The following is a 15,473-nucleotide window of genomic DNA, read 5'->3' on the forward strand; positions in this document are numbered from 1 at the left end:
GGGGCGGGCCGGGCCAGGCTTGGGGCATGACCGCGACGATCGGGCAGGGCACGAGCCGGACCGACGGCTCCACGCAGCACCTCGGCTACGAGCTCCACCTTCCCCACCCTGTGGACGACGTATGGGCGGCGGTGGCCACCCCGGAGGGGCTCCCGGGATGGCTGGCCGCCGCCGATGTGTTCGAGCCGCGGCTCGGTGGAGCCGTCTCGTTGCGCTGGCTCAACGGCGACGAGTCGGCCACCCACTCCGGGACCGTCACCGCATGGGACCCGGAGCGGATCGCCGAGTACACGATCGACCTGCACGGCCGGTGCCGCTTCCACCTGGAGGCGGCCGAGGGGAGGGCCGGGACCACCCTGCGCTTCACCAACGAGTTCGAGGGCGACGACGAGCTGCGCCTCGACTGTCTCGCCGGCTGGCACAACCACTTCGAGTTCCTCGTCGACGCGCTCGACGGCCGCCCCAAGGACTGGTCGACGTGGAGCCTGGACCCGTGGCGGGAGCTGCGCGCGACGTACCGCTAGCGGCAGTCAGCCCCCGGTGACCCGCAGCAGCAGCTTCCCCGTGCTCGTGCGCGCCCCATCGGGCGATGCGCGTCGGCGGCCTCCGCCAGCGGGAACTCCGCCGTCACCGGCAGTTCCACCGCGCCTGGCGCTGGTGAGGTAACTGGCGGCATCCGCCGACTGGACCCGCAGCGAGAGGTGCGCGCATGGATCGGACACAGGCAGACACGTGGCTGGCGACCGCCGTCGAGGAAGCCCGCCTCGACGATCAGGGCTGCGCGGCGATGATGCGGGACTTCGTCGAGACTCGGCCTGAGCAGTCAGGGGTCATCGTCCCCGCCGATGACCCCATCGGCAGGACGCCCCACTGGCTCGTGGACCAGGGCATACGTCCGCTCGTAGCTTCTTGGGCATGACCTCAGAGAACAAGGGCACGGCCCAGCTCACCGCCGCGATGGTGCTCTCCGGCACCCTCGGGATCTTCGTCGTCGAGTCGGGCGCGTCGGCCTTCAACGTCGTGTTCTTCCGCGTGCTGTTCGGCGCCCTTGCCCTGGGGGCCTACGCCTTCGCCCGCGGCTACTTCCGCGGCCACGGCCTCACCCCGAGGAAGCTCGGGCTCGCCGCGCTCGGCGGCGCGTTCATCGTCTTCAACTGGGTGTTCCTCTTCAAGGCGTACGAGGAGACCTCGATCTCCCTGGCCACCGTCGTCTACCACACGCAGCCGTTCCTGCTGGTGCTGCTCAGCGCGGTCATCTTCCGCGAGCGCCTGAGCAGCCGCCAACTCATGTGGCTCGGGACCGCGTTCGTCGGGCTCGTGCTCGTGTCCGGGGTGCGGCCCGGTGACCTCGGCTCGCTCACCGGCATCGGCTTCGCCCTCCTGGCCGCGCTGCTCTACGGCCTCTCCACCCTCGTCACCAAGCGCATCACCGGGGTGCGGCCCCACCTGATCGCCCTCGTCCAGGTCCTCGTCGGCATCCCGCTGTTGCTCCCCTTCGCCGACTTCGGCGCGATGAGCGGCACGGGCGGCGCCGGATGGGGCTGGCTCGTCGGGCTCGGCGTCATCCACACCGGCCTGATGTACGTCCTGATGTACGCGGCGTACGCGAAGCTGCCCACCGCCAAGATCGCCGTACTCGCCTTCACCTACCCGGCGGTCGCGATGGTCGCCGACTGGGCCGTCTACGGGCACCACATCGGCCTCGTCCAGGCGCTCGGCGTACCGCTGATCGTCCTCGCGAGCCTGAAGGTCAACCTCGCCAAGTCACCGAGGACCGTCGCTACTTCGCCGACTCCGCTGCCTGCTCCCGCACCAGCCGTACCGACTGGTCGATGAACAGCCGCACATGGGCGGGAAGCCGCTTGCCCGACCGCCACGCCAGCTGGGTGTGCAGGACGAAGGGCGGCTCCCACGGCAGTGCGACGAGCACCCCCGAGGTCAGCTCGTCGCGCACCGCCATCCGCGGCAGGAGCGCCACCCCGAGGCCACCGGCGACCCCCCGCTTGGTGGCCTCGATCGTGCCGAACTCCATGAAGGGCGGCGGGGAGCCGTTGCGCACCCGCAGTTCGTCCTCGAACAGATCCCGGTAGGGGCAGCCCGGCTCCGTGCCGACCAGCTGCACCGCCGCGAGATCCCCCGTGGCGAGCGAGTCCGCCTCGTGCGCGGCCAGCGGATGCGTCGGCGCGCAGACCAGGACCAGCGGTTCCGCGGCGAGGACCTCGGTCTCCAGGCCCGCGTGCTCGGTCTCCCGCTCCATCAGGAACCCGACGTCGTACGTCCCCTGCCGCAGCGCGTGGCGGGTCTCGTCGCCCAGCGTGGGGCGCAGGGAGAGCTGCACCTTGGGGTAGCGGTGGTGGAAGAGTTCGAGCAGCGGAGGCAGCCGGTAGGACGTCAGTGACTCCATCGTGCCGACGGCGATGGCACCGCTGGGCTCCCCGGCGTCCACGACCGCGGAGCGTGCCTCGTCCGCCAGCTCGATGATCTGCCGGGCGTAGGGGAGCAGGCGCTCACCGGACTCCGTCAGGCGGATGCGGCTGCCGAGCCGGTCGAAGAGTTCGGCGCCGAGCGAGGACTCCAGGGAGCGGATCTGGCTGGTGACGCTGGACTGCGCGTACTTCAGCTCGGCCGCGGCCTGCGTGAAGCTGAGTACGGACGCGACTTTTTCGAAGGTGACGAGCAGTCGCAGTTCCATCATCAGCTCTCCGTGCCCCTGTCCCGCTTCTTCTCGTCCGGGTCCTCGTCCCTGAGGGACTTCAGGAACTCGGGGTTGTCGTCCGGTGCCACCCACTGTCCGCCGCGCCCGGCGCGTGGGCCACCCCCGGCGGCGGGCGTCCTGCGCACCTTGCCCGTGACGAACCAGGCGATCGGGCCGAGCAGGACTTCGCCGAAGAGCAGCACGATGATGACCCAGACCACCTTCGGCAGATGCCTGATCTCCTTCTCCGGAGTGTTCAGGACATCGATGAAGGCGTAGATCCACACCGCGAGGACCAGCAGGAACGGCAGATACCTGAGCATGGTTGCGCGATTCCCCAAGTGATGGAGGAGGGGTGGCGTGCGAACCCCGGTGACCCGGCCAGGGTAGCCGGTGGCCGATACTGGGACGCATGGCTTATGACGATCTTCGCTCCCTGCTCCGTGCACTGGAGCGCGAGGGCGATCTCAAGCGCATCAAGGCCGAGGTCGATCCGTATCTGGAGGTCGGCGAGATCACCGACCGCGTCCAGAAGGCCGGCGGCCCCGCGCTCCTCTTCGAGAACGTGCGCGGCTCGGCGATGCCCCTCGCGATGAACGTGTACGGGACGGACCGCCGCCTCCTGAAGGCGCTCGGCCTGAAGTCGTACGCCGAGATCAGCGACAAGATCGGTGGCCTCCTCAAGCCGGAGCTGCCGCACGGCTTCGTCGGCGTCCGCGAGGCCTTCGGGAAGCTCGGCGCGATGACGCACGTACCGCCGAAGAAGGTGAAGTCCGACAACGCGCCCGTCCAGGAGGTCGTGCTCACCGGCGACGACGTCGACCTGGAGAAGCTGCCCGCGCTCTTCACCTGGCCCGAGGACGGCGGCTCCTTCTTCAACCTCGGTCTGACCCACACCAAGGACCCGGACACCGGGGTCCGCAACCTCGGCCTGTACCGCCTCCAGCGCCACGACAAGCGCACCATCGGCATGCACTGGCAGATCCACAAGGACAGCCGCAACCACTACCAGGTGGCCGCCCGCAGGGGCGAGAAGCTGCCGGTCGCCATCGCGTTCGGCTGCCCGCCCGCCGTCACGTACGCCTCGACCGCGCCGCTGCCCGGCGACATGGACGAGTACATGCTGGCCGGGTTCATCCAGGGCAAGCGCGTGGAGATGGTCGACTGCAAGACGGTCCCGCTCCAGGTGCCCGCGCACGCCGAGGTAGTCATCGAGGGCTGGCTGGAGCCGGGCGAGATGCTGCCCGAGGGCCCCTTCGGTGACCACACCGGTTTCTACACGCCGCAGGAGGACTTCCCTGCGCTGAAGATCGACTGCGTGACGATGCGGAAGCGTCCGCTGCTCCAGTCGATCGTGGTGGGCCGCCCGCCGACGGAGGACGGCCCCCTCGGCCGCGCCACCGAGCGCTTCTTCCTGCCGCTCCTCAAGGTGATCGTCCCGGACATCGTGGACTACCACCTGCCCGAGTCCGGCGGCTTCCACAACTGCGCGATCGTCTCGATCGACAAGAAGTACCCGAAGCACGCGCAGAAGGTCATGCACGCCATCTGGGGTGCCCACATGATGTCGCTGACCAAACTGATCGTGGTCGTGGACAAGGATTGCGACGTCCATGATCTGCACGAAGTGTCCTGGCGCGCGCTCGGCAACACCGACTACGCGCGCGACCTGACGGTGGCCGAAGGTCCCGTCGACCACCTCGACCACGCCTCCTACCAGCAGTTCTGGGGCGGCAAGGCGGGCATCGACGCGACGAAGAAGCTGCCCGAAGAGGGCTACACCCGGGACGGGGGCTGGCCGAACATGGTCGAGTCCGACCCGGAGACGGCGTCGAAGGTCGACCGCCGCTGGAAGGAGTACGGGCTCTAAAGATGAGTGCTGATTCAGCGACCCCGGAACTCTTCGGGCCCGAGCCCGCACCGCCCGGCAAGGTCAAGGCCTTCCTGCGCCTCGTCATGATCGAGCACTCGGTCTTCGCCCTGCCCTTCGCCTACATCGCCGCGCTGACCGCGATGTTCCAGGTGGACGAGAACATCCACTGGGGGCGGCTGCTCCTGGTGACGATCTGCATGGTCGGTCTGCGGACGTTCGCCATGGCCGCGAACCGCATCATCGACCGGGAGATCGACGCCCGTAACCCGAGGACCGCCCACCGCGAACTCGTCACGGGCGCCGTCTCGGTGAAGTCCGCCTGGACCGGCGCGCTGATCGCGCTCGTCGTGTTCCTCGGCGCCGCCGCCCTGCTCAACCCGCTGTGTCTGGCGCTCGCGCCCGTCGCGGTGATCCCGATGGTGGTCTACCCGTACGGCAAGCGGTTCACGAACTTCCCGCAGGCCATCCTGGGCCTGGCCCAGGCCATGGGACCGATCGGCGCCTGGATCGCGATCACCGGCGAGTGGTCCTGGCAGGCGGTCATCCTCGGCCTTGCGGTCGGCATCTGGATCGGCGGCTTCGACCTGATCTACGCCTGCCAGGACGTGGAGACGGACCGCGAGGTCGGCGTGAAGTCGGTGCCCGCGCGGTTCGGCATCCCGGCCGCCATCTGGGGCTCGCGCGGCTGTCACCTGGTGACCACGGCGCTGTTCGCCTGGTACGCCGCGGACACCGGCGCGGGCGTGTTCCTCTGGCTCGGGCTCGCGGTGGTCGCCGGTGCCTTCGTGTACGAGCACTCGATCGTGAAGCCGCACGACCTCTCGCGGCTCAACCGCGCCTTCTTCCAGGTCAACGGCTTCATCGGCATCGCGCTCTTCGTCTGCGCGCTGCTCGATCTGCTGGTGCGCGGCCTGACCGTCTAGGCTCACGGTGTGAAGCCAGGAGATACGCAGCGTAAGCCTTGGATCGTGGGGGTGTCGGGGGCCTCGGGGACCCCGTACGCCGCCGCAGTGCTGCGGGCGCTGCTCGCGGCCGGGGAGAGCGTCGACCTGGTGGTCTCGCGGGCCTCGCGGCTGACGATCCTCGACGAGACGGGCATCGCCTTCCGGGACGCGCACTGGCAGGAGGACCTGCGGGAGTGGCTCGGGCGGGGCGCCGACGGCAAGCCGGCGACGTTCGACGTGCCGGTGGACGACGTGCGCTATTGGGCGGCCGGGGACCTGGCCGCCGGGCCTTCGTCGGGGTCGTACGCGACCAAGGGGATGCTGATCGTGCCCGCGTCCACGGCGTGTGTGGCCGGGGTGGCGCTGGGGCTCTCGAAGGATCTGCTGCAGCGGTCGGCGAGCGTGACGCTCAAGGACGGCAGGCGACTTGTCGTCTGTGTGCGCGAGACGCCGCTGAACGGACAGACGCTGAAGCACTTGGTGACGCTGGACGAGGCGGGCGCGATCGTGCTGCCCGCCTCTCCGGCGTTCTACGCGGGGGCGACGCACATCCAGGATCTGGTGGACTTCGTCGCCGGGCGGACGCTCGACGCGGCGGGGGTGCCGCACCAGCTGTACCGCCGCTGGAAGGGAGAGCTCGGTGGAGGCTCGGCCCCTTCGGGGGACTAGCGCTTCTCGGCGGCGCGCTTCGTGCGGCGCCCGGCCTTGGGCGCGGTGGGCTTGTGGGCACGCGAGCGGTTGGCCAGGTCCTGCAGCTCGCGCATCCGGGCGTGGGCCATCTCGATCGAGTACACGGTGTGTCTCACTCCTGCTGTGTGGTGGTCACGACGCGTCGTGTGCGCAGTGTTGTTTGAAGAATCCTCGCCGATCGGCGGAGATTCCAAAAGATTCACAGGGGTTCAACCCTGTTGCGCCTTAGATTCTACACATAGACTCGCGGTATCGCTGAATAATGAAAGGCATCGCACCTATGGACGCCGTGGACAGGCAGCTCATCCAGGCTTTGCGCGAGAACGGCAGGGCGTCGTACGCCGAACTCGGCCGGCTCGTCGGACTCTCCGGCCCGAGCGTCACGGACCGGATCAACCGCCTCGAGGCGGCGGGTGTCATCACCGGGTACCGCGCGACCGTCGACTCCGCCTCGCTCGGCCTCGGCGTCATCGCCCTCATCGGCATCTCCCTCTCGGACGCCGCCGACCACGAGGACGTGGCGCGGCGCCTGAAGGACCTGCACGAGATCGAGGACTGCTGGTTCATCGCGGGCGACGACTCGTACATGCTCAAGATCCGGGCCACGGACGTGGACGGCCTGGAGAAGACGATCCGCAGGCTGAGCGGCACGAAGGGCGTCTCCAGGACGCGTACGACGATCGTGCTCTCCACGAAGTGGGAGAACCGGGTCGGGGAGCTGCCGGAGGAGGAGTCCTAGGCGCGGAGCGCCACATATGGGGGCACCTCCCGCCCGAGGGGCGGGGGAGTACGGTTGGCGGAGTTTGTGGTGGGTCGTAGGGAGAGGTAAGGGCGAGGGCATGGACGCAGGTCTCAAGCGCGATCTGGAGCAGAAGGTCCGGGACGGCGAGCGGCTGTCCCGCGAGGACGGCATCGCGCTCTACGAGTCGGACGACCTGGCCTGGCTCGGCGGTCTCGCCCACGAGGTGCGCACGCGCAAGAACGGCGACGTCGTGCACTTCAACGTCAACCGTCACCTCAACATGACGAACGTGTGCACCGCCTCGTGCGCGTACTGCTCGTTCCAGCGCAAGCCGGGCGAGAAGGACGCGTACACGATGCGCATCGAGGAGGCCGTCCGCCTCGCCAAGGCGATGGAGGGCGAGAACCTCACCGAGCTGCACATCGTCAACGGCCTGCACCCCAACCTGCCGTGGCGCTACTACCCGCGTTCGCTGAGCGAGCTCAAGAAGGCGCTCCCGGACGTGTCCCTGAAGGCGTTCACGGCCACGGAGATCCACCACTTCGAGACGATCTCGGGGATGTCGGCCTCCGACATCCTGGACGAGCTGATCGAGGCGGGCCTGGAGTCGCTGACCGGCGGCGGCGCGGAGATCTTCGACTGGGAGGTCCGCCAGCACATCGTGGACCACCGCACCCACTGGGAGGACTGGTCGCGCATCCACCGCCTCGCGCACGAGAAGGGTCTCAAGACCCCGTGCACGATGCTGTACGGCCACATCGAGGAGCCCCGGCACCGGGTCGACCACGTGCTGCGCCTGCGTGAACTCCAGGACGAGACGGGCGGGTTCCAGGTCTTCATCCCGCTGCGCTACCAGCACGACTTCGTCGACATGAAGGACGGCAAGGTCAGGAACCGCCTCCAGGCGCGCACGACCATGGCGTCGGGCGCCGAGGCACTGAAGACCTTCGCGGTCTCGCGTCTCCTCTTCGACAACGTCCCGCACGTCAAGGTCTTCTGGGTCATGCACGGCCTGCAGACCACGCAGCTCGCGCTGCAGCACGGCGCGGACGACATGGACGGCTCGGTCGTCGAGTACAAGATCACGCACGACGCGGACAACTTCGGCACGCCGAACAAGCTGACGCGCGACGACCTGCTCGACCTCATCCGCGAGGCGGGCTTCCGCCCGGTCGAGCGGAACACGCGCTACGAGTCGATCCGTGAGTACGACGGCCCCGACCTGTCGCTCCGTGAGACCCCGCAGGCGATGCGGGTCTGACGCGCTTCGGCACGGACGACGAGCCCCGGCCGATTCGGCCGGGGCTCGTCGCGTTGTCCGCGATGCGGAACGCGATTGAGGAGCGGGGCACGTAATAGTTAACCTGCTCTAATGACGCTTACCTTCCGCCTCGACCCGGAGATCGATCCCGCTCTCCGTGACGGCGTCCTCGCCCTCTGGGCCGACGTGTCCAACGCCGACGGAGCCGTCGGATTCGTGCCGCCCGTGACGGTCGACGACATCCGGCCCGAGTGGCTCAAGCGCCTGGCCCAGCTGAGCCAGGGAGACACCCGGCTCCTCGTCGGGTACGACGAGGACGGCGCCGTCGCCGCCACCGCCTTCCTCGCGTACAACACACACCGCCTGATGAGGCACTGGATCTGGCTGTACGTGGTGATGGTGCACCCCAAGCACCAGGGCAAGGGATACGGGCGCGACCTCATGGCGGCCGCCGCCGACGCGGCCCGCGGAATCGACGGCATCGAGGCGATCCGGCTGACCTGCCGGGGCGGCACGGGAGTCGACCGGTTCTACGAGTCCTGCGGATACAAGGAGGTCGGACGGGTGCCCGGCGCGATCCGCGTCGCCCCCGGTGACGACCGCGACGACATCACGATGCTCCTCCCGCTCGGCTGAGAGTCGGCTGAGAGCCGGCCGGGAGCGCGGGCAGGGCTCACCCCCTTGCCGGGCGTGACCCCTCCCATGCTTCACTGGAGTGGCTCGTCCTACTCGGGCTATTTCGGAACGGAAGAGTGGATTGACATGCTCCGCTACACGCTGATGCGCCTCGGGGTCTTCGTGGGCTGCTTTTTCGCGGTCTGGGGACTTGTCTATGCCGGCGTCCTGCCCAAGGGGCTCGGCGACTCCAACCTCCTCTGGGTGCTGCTGCTCGCCCTCGTCATCTCCGCGCCCATCAGCTTCGTCGTGCTGCGGGGGGAGCGTGACAGGGCCTCGATCCAGGTCGTCGAGCGCGTCGAGCGCACCAAGGCCAACCTGGAGGCGAACCGCACCCAGGAGGACCTCGCCGACGACGCCGCCCGCGCGAAGTCGTAAGTTTCGTCACAAAGACCTCGACCCCGGTACTGGAGCCAACGCTCCGGGCCGGGGTTTCCTGCGTCACGGGGGCGATTTTCCTGCGTCCCGGAGACCCCCGGCCTGTGATTGGCCTCGTCTACCTCAAACAAGACCTTTGATGTTCTCAAAGTTCAAGTGTTAACGTGTTCGACATGAAGACAGCAGCCGCGCACCGCATCGCCATGAGCGTTCCGCTCGTGGCGCGCCTGCATGTCGATCTCTGCCGCTGCATGTCCGCGGCCTGTCGTCGCCGTCTCTGAGTTCTCGCTGAGCCTCATCGCACAGCGCGACGACAAGCACCAAGTGACATCTGCACTGCAGCGGCGCCCTCAAGGCCGTTCCGTCTGACCCCTCGCGGTCGCCGCTCCCTCACGTCCCCCGCCATTACCCGGAGTGTGTCCGTGTCCGCGAACTCCCCCGTATCCCCGGCCGCCGAGGCCGAGCAGCCGAAGTCAGGCTCCCGGATACCCAGATTCCTCAAGCTGCCGTTCTGGGCCCAGATCCTCGGCGGCCTGGTCCTCGGTGTCCTGCTCGGCTGGCTGGCCCGCAGCCAGGACGTGTCCTGGCTCGTCACCACCCTGGACAAGGTCGGAAGCACCTTCATCGGCCTCCTGAAGCTGGCGGTCGCCCCGCTCGTCTTCTTCGCGATCCTGGTGTCGATCACCAACCTGCGCAAGGTCAACAACGCGGCGCGGCTCGCCTCGCAGACGCTGGTCTGGTTCATGATCACGTCGCTGATCGCGGTCGTCATCGGCCTCGCGATCGGGCTCATCACGAACCCGGGCGCCGGCACCGGCCTGACCCCGAAGGACGGCGCCAAGCCGGAGACCTCGGGCTCCTGGATCGACTTCCTCACCGGAATCATCCCGACCGACGTCATCACGCCGTTCACCGAGCTCAACGTCCTGCAGATCGTCTTCATGGCGGCCGTCGCCGGTATCGCCGTACTGAAGATCGGTGACAAGGCCCAGCCGATCCTGGACCTGAGCGAGTCCGTCCTCGCCCTCCTGCAGAAGGCCCTGTGGTGGGTCATCAAGCTCTCGCCGATCGGCACCATCGGCCTCATCGGCTTCGCCATCGCCGACTACGGCTGGGACCTGATCAGCAAGTACGCGACGTTCACCGCCGACATCTACATCGGCTGCGCCCTGGTGATGTTCGGCGTCTACCCGCTGCTGCTCTCCACGGTCGCCAAGGTCAACCCGCTGCAGTTCTTCAAGGGCGCCTGGCCCGCGATCCAGCTGGCCTTCGTCTCGCGCTCCTCGGTCGGCACGATGCCGGTCACCCAGAAGGTCACCGAGCGGCTCGGTGTGCCGAAGGAGTACACGTCCTTCGCGGTGCCGTTCGGCGCCACCACCAAGATGGACGGCTGCGCCGCGATCTACCCGGCGATCGCCGCGATCTTCGTCGCGCAGATCTTCGACGTGCAGATGGGCATCAAGGAGTACCTGCTCATCGCCTTCGTCTCGGTCGTCGGCTCCGCCGCCACCGCCGGTCTGACGGGCGCCACGGTCATGCTGACCCTGACCCTGTCGACGCTGGGCCTGCCGATGGAGGGCGTGGGTCTGCTGCTCGCCATCGACCCGGTCCTGGACATGATGCGCACGGCCACGAACGTCGCGGGCCAAGCGGCCGTCCCGGTGATCGTCGCCGCCCGCGAGAAGATCCTCGACCGTGAGGCCTACGAGAACGCGTCGGCCTCGCCGCTCGACGAGTTCGACGGGACCACCGCCGACGAGCCGCGAGCGGTGCCTGTCGCCGCCTGACGTCCCCCTCGGCTCGCGCGAACGTGCCCCCGTACCCAGTGGCTGGGTGCGGGGGCACGTTCGGTTCGGGGAGGCTCGCCTACTTCGGGTCGCGGTTGAAGACCGCCTTGGACCAGTAGTAGCCGAGGGCGGACAGTCCCAGGCTCCAGGCGAGGGTGAGCCAGCCGTTGTGGCCGATCTCGCTGCCGAGCAGGAGGCCGCGCAGGGTCTCGATGGCCGGGGTGAAGGGCTGGTACTCGGCGATCGGCTGGAACCAGCCCGGCATGGAGTCCACGGGCACGAACGCACTGGAGAAGAGCGGCAGCAGGATCATCGGGAGTGCGTTGTTGCTGGCGGCCTCCGCGTTGGGGCTGACCAGTCCCATGCCGACGGCGACCCAGGTCAGGGCCAGGGCAAAGAGGACCAGGAGCCCGAAGGCGGCCAGCCATTCCAGGGCGTTGGCGTCCGTGGAACGGAAGCCGATGGCCACACCGACGGCACCGACCAGGACGACGGCGGCCACCGCTTGCAGGACGCTGCCGATGACGTGTCCGATGAGGACGGAGCTGCGCTGGATCGCCATGGTGCGGAAGCGGGCGATGATGCCTTCGCTCATGTCGGTGGAGACGGAGACGGCGGTGCCGACGACGGTGCCGCCGATGGTCATGAGCAGGATGCCGGGGACGATGTAGGCGATGTACTGGGAGCGGTCGGCGCCGCCGCCTCCGATGCCCGCGCTCATCACGTCGCCGAAGAGGTAGACGAAGAGCAGGAGCAGCATGATCGGCGTGAGCAGCAGGTTCAGGGTGAGGGAGGGGTAGCGCCGGGCGTGCAGGAGGTTGCGGCGCAGCATGGTGGAGGAGTCTCGGACGGCGAGGGAGAGGGAGCTCATCGGACGTTCTCCTTGGGCTCGTTGGCCTGGCTGGGGACATGGGTGGGGCCGGTGAGGGCGAAGAAGACGTCGTCGAGGTCGGGGGTGTGGACGGTCAGTTCGTCGGCCTCGATGCCCGCGGAGTCCAGCCAGTCGAGGATGGAGCGCAGTTCGCGCTGAGTGCCGTCGCTGGGGAGCTGGAGGGTGAGTGCCTCGTCGTCGCGGGTCGCTTCGGTGAGCGTGGCGCTCGCGTGCCGGTAGGCGTCGGGGTCGGTGAAGCGCAGGCGTACGTGGCCGCCGGGGATGAGCCGTTTGAGTTGTTCGGCGGTGCCTTCGGCGGCGATCTTGCCGTCGTTCAGGACGGCGATGCGGTCGGCGAGTTCGTCGGCTTCTTCGAGGTATTGGGTGGTGAGGAAGACGGTCACGCCGCCGGTGACGAGTTGGCGGATGATGGCCCACATGTTGTGGCGGGAGCGCGGGTCGAGGCCGGTGGTGGGTTCGTCGAGGAAGATGATCCGCGGGTTGCCGACCAGGGTCATGGCGATGTCCAGGCGGCGTTTCATGCCGCCGGAGTAGGTGGAGGCGGGCTTCTGGGCGGCCTCGGTGAGGTCGAAGCGTGCCAGGAGTTCGGCGGCGACCTTGCGTCCCTCGCTTTTGGAGAGGTGGTGCAGGTCGGCCATGAGGAGCATGTTCTCCTCGCCGGTGATCAGCCCGTCGACCGCGGAGAACTGCCCGGTGACACCGATCGCGGCGCGGACCCCGTCCGGTGACGTGGCGATGTCGTGGCCCGCGACCTGGGCCTGTCCGCCGTCAGCCCTGATGAGGGTGGAGAGGATCTTCACGGCGGTGGTCTTGCCGGCGCCGTTCGGGCCGAGCAGCGCGAACACCGATCCGGCGGGGATGCGGAGGTCGATGCCGTCGAGCACGGTCTTGTCGCCGTAGGACTTGCGCAGACCGGCGGCGGAGATGGCGGCCGGGGGCGGATTGCCGTTGCTCTGGCTGGACGTGGACATGACAGATGAAGGCATGGGGCCCTCCCGATCGAAGGCTGGGGTGGTGGTGTGGTGGTGTGGTGGTCGGGGTGTGTCCGCGAGGGTGCGCGCGCTGCAGGGGGTGCGCTGCGGTCAGGCGCGGGCGCGGCGGATGTCGATGTTGCCGTGCTTGGTGCGGGCGCGGATCTTGACGGTGTCCTCGGACTCCTCCGGGCTCTGCGACGCGGTGAGCGTGTTGCGCACCCGCCCGTTGTCGGAGCTGACGTCGAGCCAGGCGGCCGTGCCCTCGCGGATGCCGACCTCGATGGCGCCGTAGTTGGTCTGCAGCTGGACCTCGCCACGGACGGCTTCGCCGACGCGGAGGATGCCGTGCGCGTTGGTGGCGGTGACCGAGCTCTCGGCGCGCACGATGTCGATGTCGCCGTTGGCGCCGCTCACCCGCAGGTCGCCCGTCGCGGCGCCGATGGTCGTGCTGCCGTGCGAGTTCTTGAGGACGGCGGGGCCGTCGACGATCCCGACGCGCATGCTGCCGGAGCTGGTGGCGATCTCGGCGGAGCCCTCGACCCGTTCGACGGTGATCGAGCCGTGGGAGACGGTCAGCTTGAGCGGCCCGGTCGTGTCGAGACGGACGTCACCGACCGAGGCCTTCACGCGGACCTCGCCGAGCCGGCCCTCGCCGTACACCTGGGTCACGGAGCCGCCCACCTCGACGTGCGAGCCCGTGGGCAGGCCGACCGTCACGTCGACGGAGCCGGAAGGGCCGATGACGCGGCGCTCCTTCGTCTTGATGGTCAGAAGGCCGCTCGCGTATGTCACCTCGGTCTGCTCGGCGGCCCGTACGTCCTTGTCCCGCTTCGGGTCCTGCGGCCTGACCTCGACGACGGTGTCGGAGCGGTCGCCCGCGGTGAACTGGATGGAGCCTGCGCCCACGTGAGCGTTGGCCGAGATCGGTTCGGGAGTGTCGAAAGAAGGCATGGCTGTCCCGTCCTCTTGGGTCTTCAGGTCGTCCCCGCTGGTGGGACGTGGTGTGAGTGCCGTGTGGGTGACGTGCTGAGAGGGGCGGGGCGGGCGCGTGGCTAGCGCACCCAGCCCGTGATGCTCTGTCCGGTCGAACGGGACTTCTGTGCCGTACGCGGCCGGGCGTCGCCGTCGACCGCGGCCGAGACGGCGCGGATCAGCCAGGCGTTGACCGAGAGGCCCTCGCGGCCGGCTGCCTCCTCGGCGCGGACCTTGAGGTGGGCGGGCAGGCGCAGGTTCACGCGGGCGGTGCCGCCGTCGTCGCCGTCGGCGGGGGCGTGGGCCTGCGACTTGGCCGGTTCGGCGGAGGCGTACGCGGGTGCGTAGGTGGCCGGGGTGGGTTCGGCGGCGTCGCTGTCGGTGGGCGGCAGCGTCACCACGAAGTCGGGGTCGAGTCCGCGCAGCCGTACGTCGACGGAGCCCGGGGCGAGCTCGCGGGTGATCTCGTCCATCGCGGCCGAGAGCACGTTCAGCATGGTCAGCCGGGTCGCCGACTCCAGGGGAGCGGTGAGGCGGTCGGCCAGCTCGCGGGCTTCTTCCCCGCCGGCTTCGGCGGCCACCGCGAGTTCACGGCGGAGGGTGTCGACATACGGGGTGAGGTCCATGACGTCATCTTGGCACCATCATGGCGCCACGCGCAACTGCAATGGCGCCGCGAGTGACGCGAATGTGTGAGCTGCTTGACGTGCGCGCCCCTGACCTGCGGAAACGTGAGAAAGAGGAATGGGTCATTGTGGCGCCAATTTGGAGGCAGTGGTGGGGGTGTGGGGTCTGGTGGCGCCTGATGGCGCCATGTGGTGCCACGTGGTGCCGCCAAGTGCTGACCGTAGGCTGGCCCTTCTGTGCACAGGTTGTGTGGAAGGTGGGCGCCGGGGTGGGCGACATGAAGGCCGGGGCGGCCGGTGGGGGTGCGGGCAGCGCGGTGGGGAAGCGGCAGAAGCGGATGCCGAGGGCCGTGCGGGAGCAGCAGATGCTGGACGCGGCCGTGCGGATCTTCGGGCAGCGGGGGTACCGGGCGGCTTCCATGGACGAGATCGCGGAGGTGGCGGGGGTCTCGAAGCCGCTGGTGTACCTGTATCTGAACTCCAAGGAAGAGCTGTTCACCGCGTGCATTCGCCGGGAGGCCGCGGCGTTGGTCGCGGCGGTGCGGGGCGGGGTGAGCGGGGGCGGACCTGCCGACCGGCAGCTGTGGTCCGGGCTGCGGGCCTTCTTCACGCACACCGCGGAGCGGCCCGACGCGTGGGTGGTCCTGCATCACCAGGCGCGCACGCAGGGCGAGCCGTTCGCTGCCGAGGTCACCGTGATGCGCGAGGAGATCGTGGCGTTCGTGACGTCACTGATCGCGGAGGCGGCACGGGAGGCGCACCGCAAGCCGGAGCTGGCGGAGCGTGAGGTCGCGGGCCTCGCCCAGGCGCTGGTGGGGGCGGCGGAGTCGCTCGCCGGCTGGGCGAACGGGGACGCGTCGGTGTCCGCGAAGGAAGCCGCGGCGACGTTGATGAACTTCGCGTGGGCGGGGCTCGGGGAGCTGATGGAGGGGCGGCGGTGGGTTCCCTAGCCGAGTGCACCCGG

At 69.0% G+C, this 15,473-nt stretch carries 19 protein-coding genes and 1 pseudogene; 12 read left to right on the plus strand and 8 right to left on the minus strand.

The features are described from left to right. Window positions 1–26: 26 nt before the first annotated feature. Window positions 27–524 carry an SRPBCC domain-containing protein gene (locus ACWD02_RS37580; RefSeq protein ID WP_451219707.1) on the plus strand — a complete coding sequence of 166 codons (498 nt, stop codon included), beginning with the start codon at window positions 27–29 and terminating at the stop codon, window positions 522–524. Window positions 525–530: 6 nt separating this feature from the next. Here ACWD02_RS37580 and ACWD02_RS37585 read toward each other — a convergent pair. Continuing rightward, window positions 531–649 (minus strand): annotated as a pseudogene (locus tag ACWD02_RS37585) (quinone oxidoreductase family protein); the annotation flags it as partial. Between the two features lie 60 nt (window positions 650–709). Here ACWD02_RS37585 and ACWD02_RS37590 point away from each other — a divergent pair. Further along, window positions 710–919: a hypothetical protein gene (locus tag ACWD02_RS37590; protein ID WP_451219710.1), complete on the plus strand. Its 210-nt coding sequence runs from the start codon at window positions 710–712 to the stop codon at window positions 917–919. Then, window positions 916–1,836 (plus strand): DMT family transporter, encoded by a 921-nt coding sequence (locus ACWD02_RS37595; protein ID WP_451219713.1) that lies wholly within the window; start codon window positions 916–918, stop codon window positions 1,834–1,836. Before ACWD02_RS37590 ends, ACWD02_RS37595 begins: the two co-directional genes overlap by 4 nt. Here ACWD02_RS37595 and ACWD02_RS37600 read toward each other — a convergent pair. Further along, complete coding sequence (locus ACWD02_RS37600; RefSeq protein ID WP_451220013.1) at window positions 1,781–2,692, minus strand: LysR family transcriptional regulator; 912 nt, start codon at window positions 2,690–2,692, stop codon at window positions 1,781–1,783. The two genes, ACWD02_RS37595 and ACWD02_RS37600, sit on opposite strands and share 56 nt — an antisense overlap. A 2-nt stretch (window positions 2,693–2,694) precedes the next feature. Then, a complete protein-coding gene (locus tag ACWD02_RS37605; protein WP_451219716.1) occupies window positions 2,695–3,018 on the minus strand; it encodes a PLD nuclease N-terminal domain-containing protein in 324 nt (107 codons plus the stop codon). A gap of 89 nt (window positions 3,019–3,107) precedes the next feature. On the opposite strand from ACWD02_RS37605, the gene ACWD02_RS37610 reads away from it, so the two are divergent. Genes ACWD02_RS37610 through ACWD02_RS37620 form a run of 3 tightly spaced genes read left to right on the plus strand, consistent with a single transcriptional unit; the run spans window position 3,108 to window position 6,181 of the window. After that, window positions 3,108–4,565 carry a menaquinone biosynthesis decarboxylase gene (locus ACWD02_RS37610; protein WP_451219719.1) on the plus strand — a complete coding sequence of 486 codons (1,458 nt, stop codon included), beginning with the start codon at window positions 3,108–3,110 and terminating at the stop codon, window positions 4,563–4,565. A 2-nt stretch (window positions 4,566–4,567) separates the two neighbouring features. Further along, a complete protein-coding gene (gene mqnP / locus ACWD02_RS37615; protein WP_451219722.1) occupies window positions 4,568–5,491 on the plus strand; it encodes a menaquinone biosynthesis prenyltransferase MqnP in 924 nt (307 codons plus the stop codon). Between the two features lie 9 nt (window positions 5,492–5,500). Continuing rightward, a complete protein-coding gene (locus ACWD02_RS37620; RefSeq protein WP_451219725.1) occupies window positions 5,501–6,181 on the plus strand; it encodes a UbiX family flavin prenyltransferase in 681 nt (226 codons plus the stop codon). Here the strand turns inward: ACWD02_RS37620 and ACWD02_RS37625 are convergent. Further along, window positions 6,178–6,318, minus strand: coding sequence for a hypothetical protein (locus ACWD02_RS37625; RefSeq protein WP_451219728.1), 141 nt, complete (start codon window positions 6,316–6,318; stop codon window positions 6,178–6,180). The two genes, ACWD02_RS37620 and ACWD02_RS37625, sit on opposite strands and share 4 nt — an antisense overlap. Before the next feature lie 164 nt (window positions 6,319–6,482). On the opposite strand from ACWD02_RS37625, the gene ACWD02_RS37630 reads away from it, so the two are divergent. The 5 genes from ACWD02_RS37630 to ACWD02_RS37650 all read left to right on the plus strand — a co-directional run bounded on the left by ACWD02_RS37630 (window position 6,483) and on the right by ACWD02_RS37650 (window position 11,045). Beyond that, window positions 6,483–6,941, plus strand: coding sequence for an Lrp/AsnC family transcriptional regulator (locus tag ACWD02_RS37630; protein ID WP_399397877.1), 459 nt, complete (start codon window positions 6,483–6,485; stop codon window positions 6,939–6,941). Window positions 6,942–7,041: 100 nt separating this feature from the next. After that, entirely contained in the window at window positions 7,042–8,205 is a 1,164-nt protein-coding gene (mqnE, locus tag ACWD02_RS37635) for an aminofutalosine synthase MqnE (RefSeq protein WP_451219731.1), read from the plus strand. Window positions 8,206–8,316: 111 nt separating this feature from the next. Next, on the plus strand, window positions 8,317–8,841 hold the full coding sequence (locus tag ACWD02_RS37640; RefSeq protein WP_451219734.1) for an N-acetyltransferase family protein: 525 nt from the start codon (window positions 8,317–8,319) through the stop codon (window positions 8,839–8,841). Window positions 8,842–8,967: 126 nt separating this feature from the next. Beyond that, window positions 8,968–9,258 carry a DUF4229 domain-containing protein gene (locus ACWD02_RS37645; protein ID WP_451219736.1) on the plus strand — a complete coding sequence of 97 codons (291 nt, stop codon included), beginning with the start codon at window positions 8,968–8,970 and terminating at the stop codon, window positions 9,256–9,258. Window positions 9,259–9,680: 422 nt separating this feature from the next. Then, window positions 9,681–11,045 carry a dicarboxylate/amino acid:cation symporter gene (locus ACWD02_RS37650; protein ID WP_451219739.1) on the plus strand — a complete coding sequence of 455 codons (1,365 nt, stop codon included), beginning with the start codon at window positions 9,681–9,683 and terminating at the stop codon, window positions 11,043–11,045. A gap of 79 nt (window positions 11,046–11,124) precedes the next feature. Here the strand turns inward: ACWD02_RS37650 and ACWD02_RS37655 are convergent, their stop codons facing one another. The 4 genes from ACWD02_RS37655 to ACWD02_RS37670 form a co-directional block, all read right to left on the minus strand. Continuing rightward, entirely contained in the window at window positions 11,125–11,916 is a 792-nt protein-coding gene (locus ACWD02_RS37655; protein ID WP_451219742.1) for an ABC transporter permease, read from the minus strand. Continuing rightward, complete coding sequence (locus tag ACWD02_RS37660; protein WP_451219744.1) at window positions 11,913–12,923, minus strand: ATP-binding cassette domain-containing protein; 1,011 nt, start codon at window positions 12,921–12,923, stop codon at window positions 11,913–11,915. The genes ACWD02_RS37655 and ACWD02_RS37660 overlap by 4 nt, the downstream gene beginning before the upstream one ends. Before the next feature lie 96 nt (window positions 12,924–13,019). After that, entirely contained in the window at window positions 13,020–13,862 is an 843-nt protein-coding gene (locus ACWD02_RS37665; RefSeq protein ID WP_451219747.1) for a DUF4097 family beta strand repeat-containing protein, read from the minus strand. A gap of 101 nt (window positions 13,863–13,963) precedes the next feature. Then, window positions 13,964–14,509 (minus strand): hypothetical protein, encoded by a 546-nt coding sequence (locus ACWD02_RS37670; RefSeq protein WP_451219750.1) that lies wholly within the window; start codon window positions 14,507–14,509, stop codon window positions 13,964–13,966. Between the two features lie 278 nt (window positions 14,510–14,787). Between ACWD02_RS37670 and ACWD02_RS37675 the strand changes: the two genes are divergently transcribed. After that, window positions 14,788–15,459, plus strand: a complete 672-nt coding sequence (locus tag ACWD02_RS37675; protein ID WP_451220016.1) for a TetR/AcrR family transcriptional regulator — start codon at window positions 14,788–14,790, stop codon at window positions 15,457–15,459. Window positions 15,460–15,473 lie beyond the last annotated feature (14 nt).

Source organism: Streptomyces sp. NPDC002853, assembly GCF_053591915.1.

Excerpts from the sequence above, each read along its gene's own strand:
- ACWD02_RS37655 (WP_451219742.1), bottom strand. The coding sequence starts at position 11,916 with ATGAGCTCCCTCTCCCTCGCCGTCCGAGACTCCTCCACCATGCTGCGC.
- ACWD02_RS37595 (WP_451219713.1), top strand. The coding sequence starts at position 916 with ATGACCTCAGAGAACAAGGGCACGGCCCAGCTCACCGCCGCGATGGTG.
- ACWD02_RS37675 (WP_451220016.1), top strand. The coding sequence starts at position 14,788 with ATGAAGGCCGGGGCGGCCGGTGGGGGTGCGGGCAGCGCGGTGGGGAAG.
- ACWD02_RS37580 (WP_451219707.1), top strand. The coding sequence starts at position 27 with ATGACCGCGACGATCGGGCAGGGCACGAGCCGGACCGACGGCTCCACG.
- ACWD02_RS37670 (WP_451219750.1), bottom strand. The coding sequence starts at position 14,509 with ATGGACCTCACCCCGTATGTCGACACCCTCCGCCGTGAACTCGCGGTG.
- ACWD02_RS37630 (WP_399397877.1), top strand. The coding sequence starts at position 6,483 with ATGGACGCCGTGGACAGGCAGCTCATCCAGGCTTTGCGCGAGAACGGC.
- ACWD02_RS37605 (WP_451219716.1), bottom strand. The coding sequence starts at position 3,018 with ATGCTCAGGTATCTGCCGTTCCTGCTGGTCCTCGCGGTGTGGATCTAC.
- ACWD02_RS37665 (WP_451219747.1), bottom strand. The coding sequence starts at position 13,862 with ATGCCTTCTTTCGACACTCCCGAACCGATCTCGGCCAACGCTCACGTG.
- ACWD02_RS37660 (WP_451219744.1), bottom strand. The coding sequence starts at position 12,923 with ATGCCTTCATCTGTCATGTCCACGTCCAGCCAGAGCAACGGCAATCCG.
- ACWD02_RS37600 (WP_451220013.1), bottom strand. The coding sequence starts at position 2,692 with ATGGAACTGCGACTGCTCGTCACCTTCGAAAAAGTCGCGTCCGTACTC.
- ACWD02_RS37645 (WP_451219736.1), top strand. The coding sequence starts at position 8,968 with ATGCTCCGCTACACGCTGATGCGCCTCGGGGTCTTCGTGGGCTGCTTT.
- ACWD02_RS37610 (WP_451219719.1), top strand. The coding sequence starts at position 3,108 with ATGGCTTATGACGATCTTCGCTCCCTGCTCCGTGCACTGGAGCGCGAG.
- ACWD02_RS37640 (WP_451219734.1), top strand. The coding sequence starts at position 8,317 with ATGACGCTTACCTTCCGCCTCGACCCGGAGATCGATCCCGCTCTCCGT.
- mqnE (WP_451219731.1), top strand. The coding sequence starts at position 7,042 with ATGGACGCAGGTCTCAAGCGCGATCTGGAGCAGAAGGTCCGGGACGGC.
- ACWD02_RS37590 (WP_451219710.1), top strand. The coding sequence starts at position 710 with ATGGATCGGACACAGGCAGACACGTGGCTGGCGACCGCCGTCGAGGAA.
- mqnP (WP_451219722.1), top strand. The coding sequence starts at position 4,568 with ATGAGTGCTGATTCAGCGACCCCGGAACTCTTCGGGCCCGAGCCCGCA.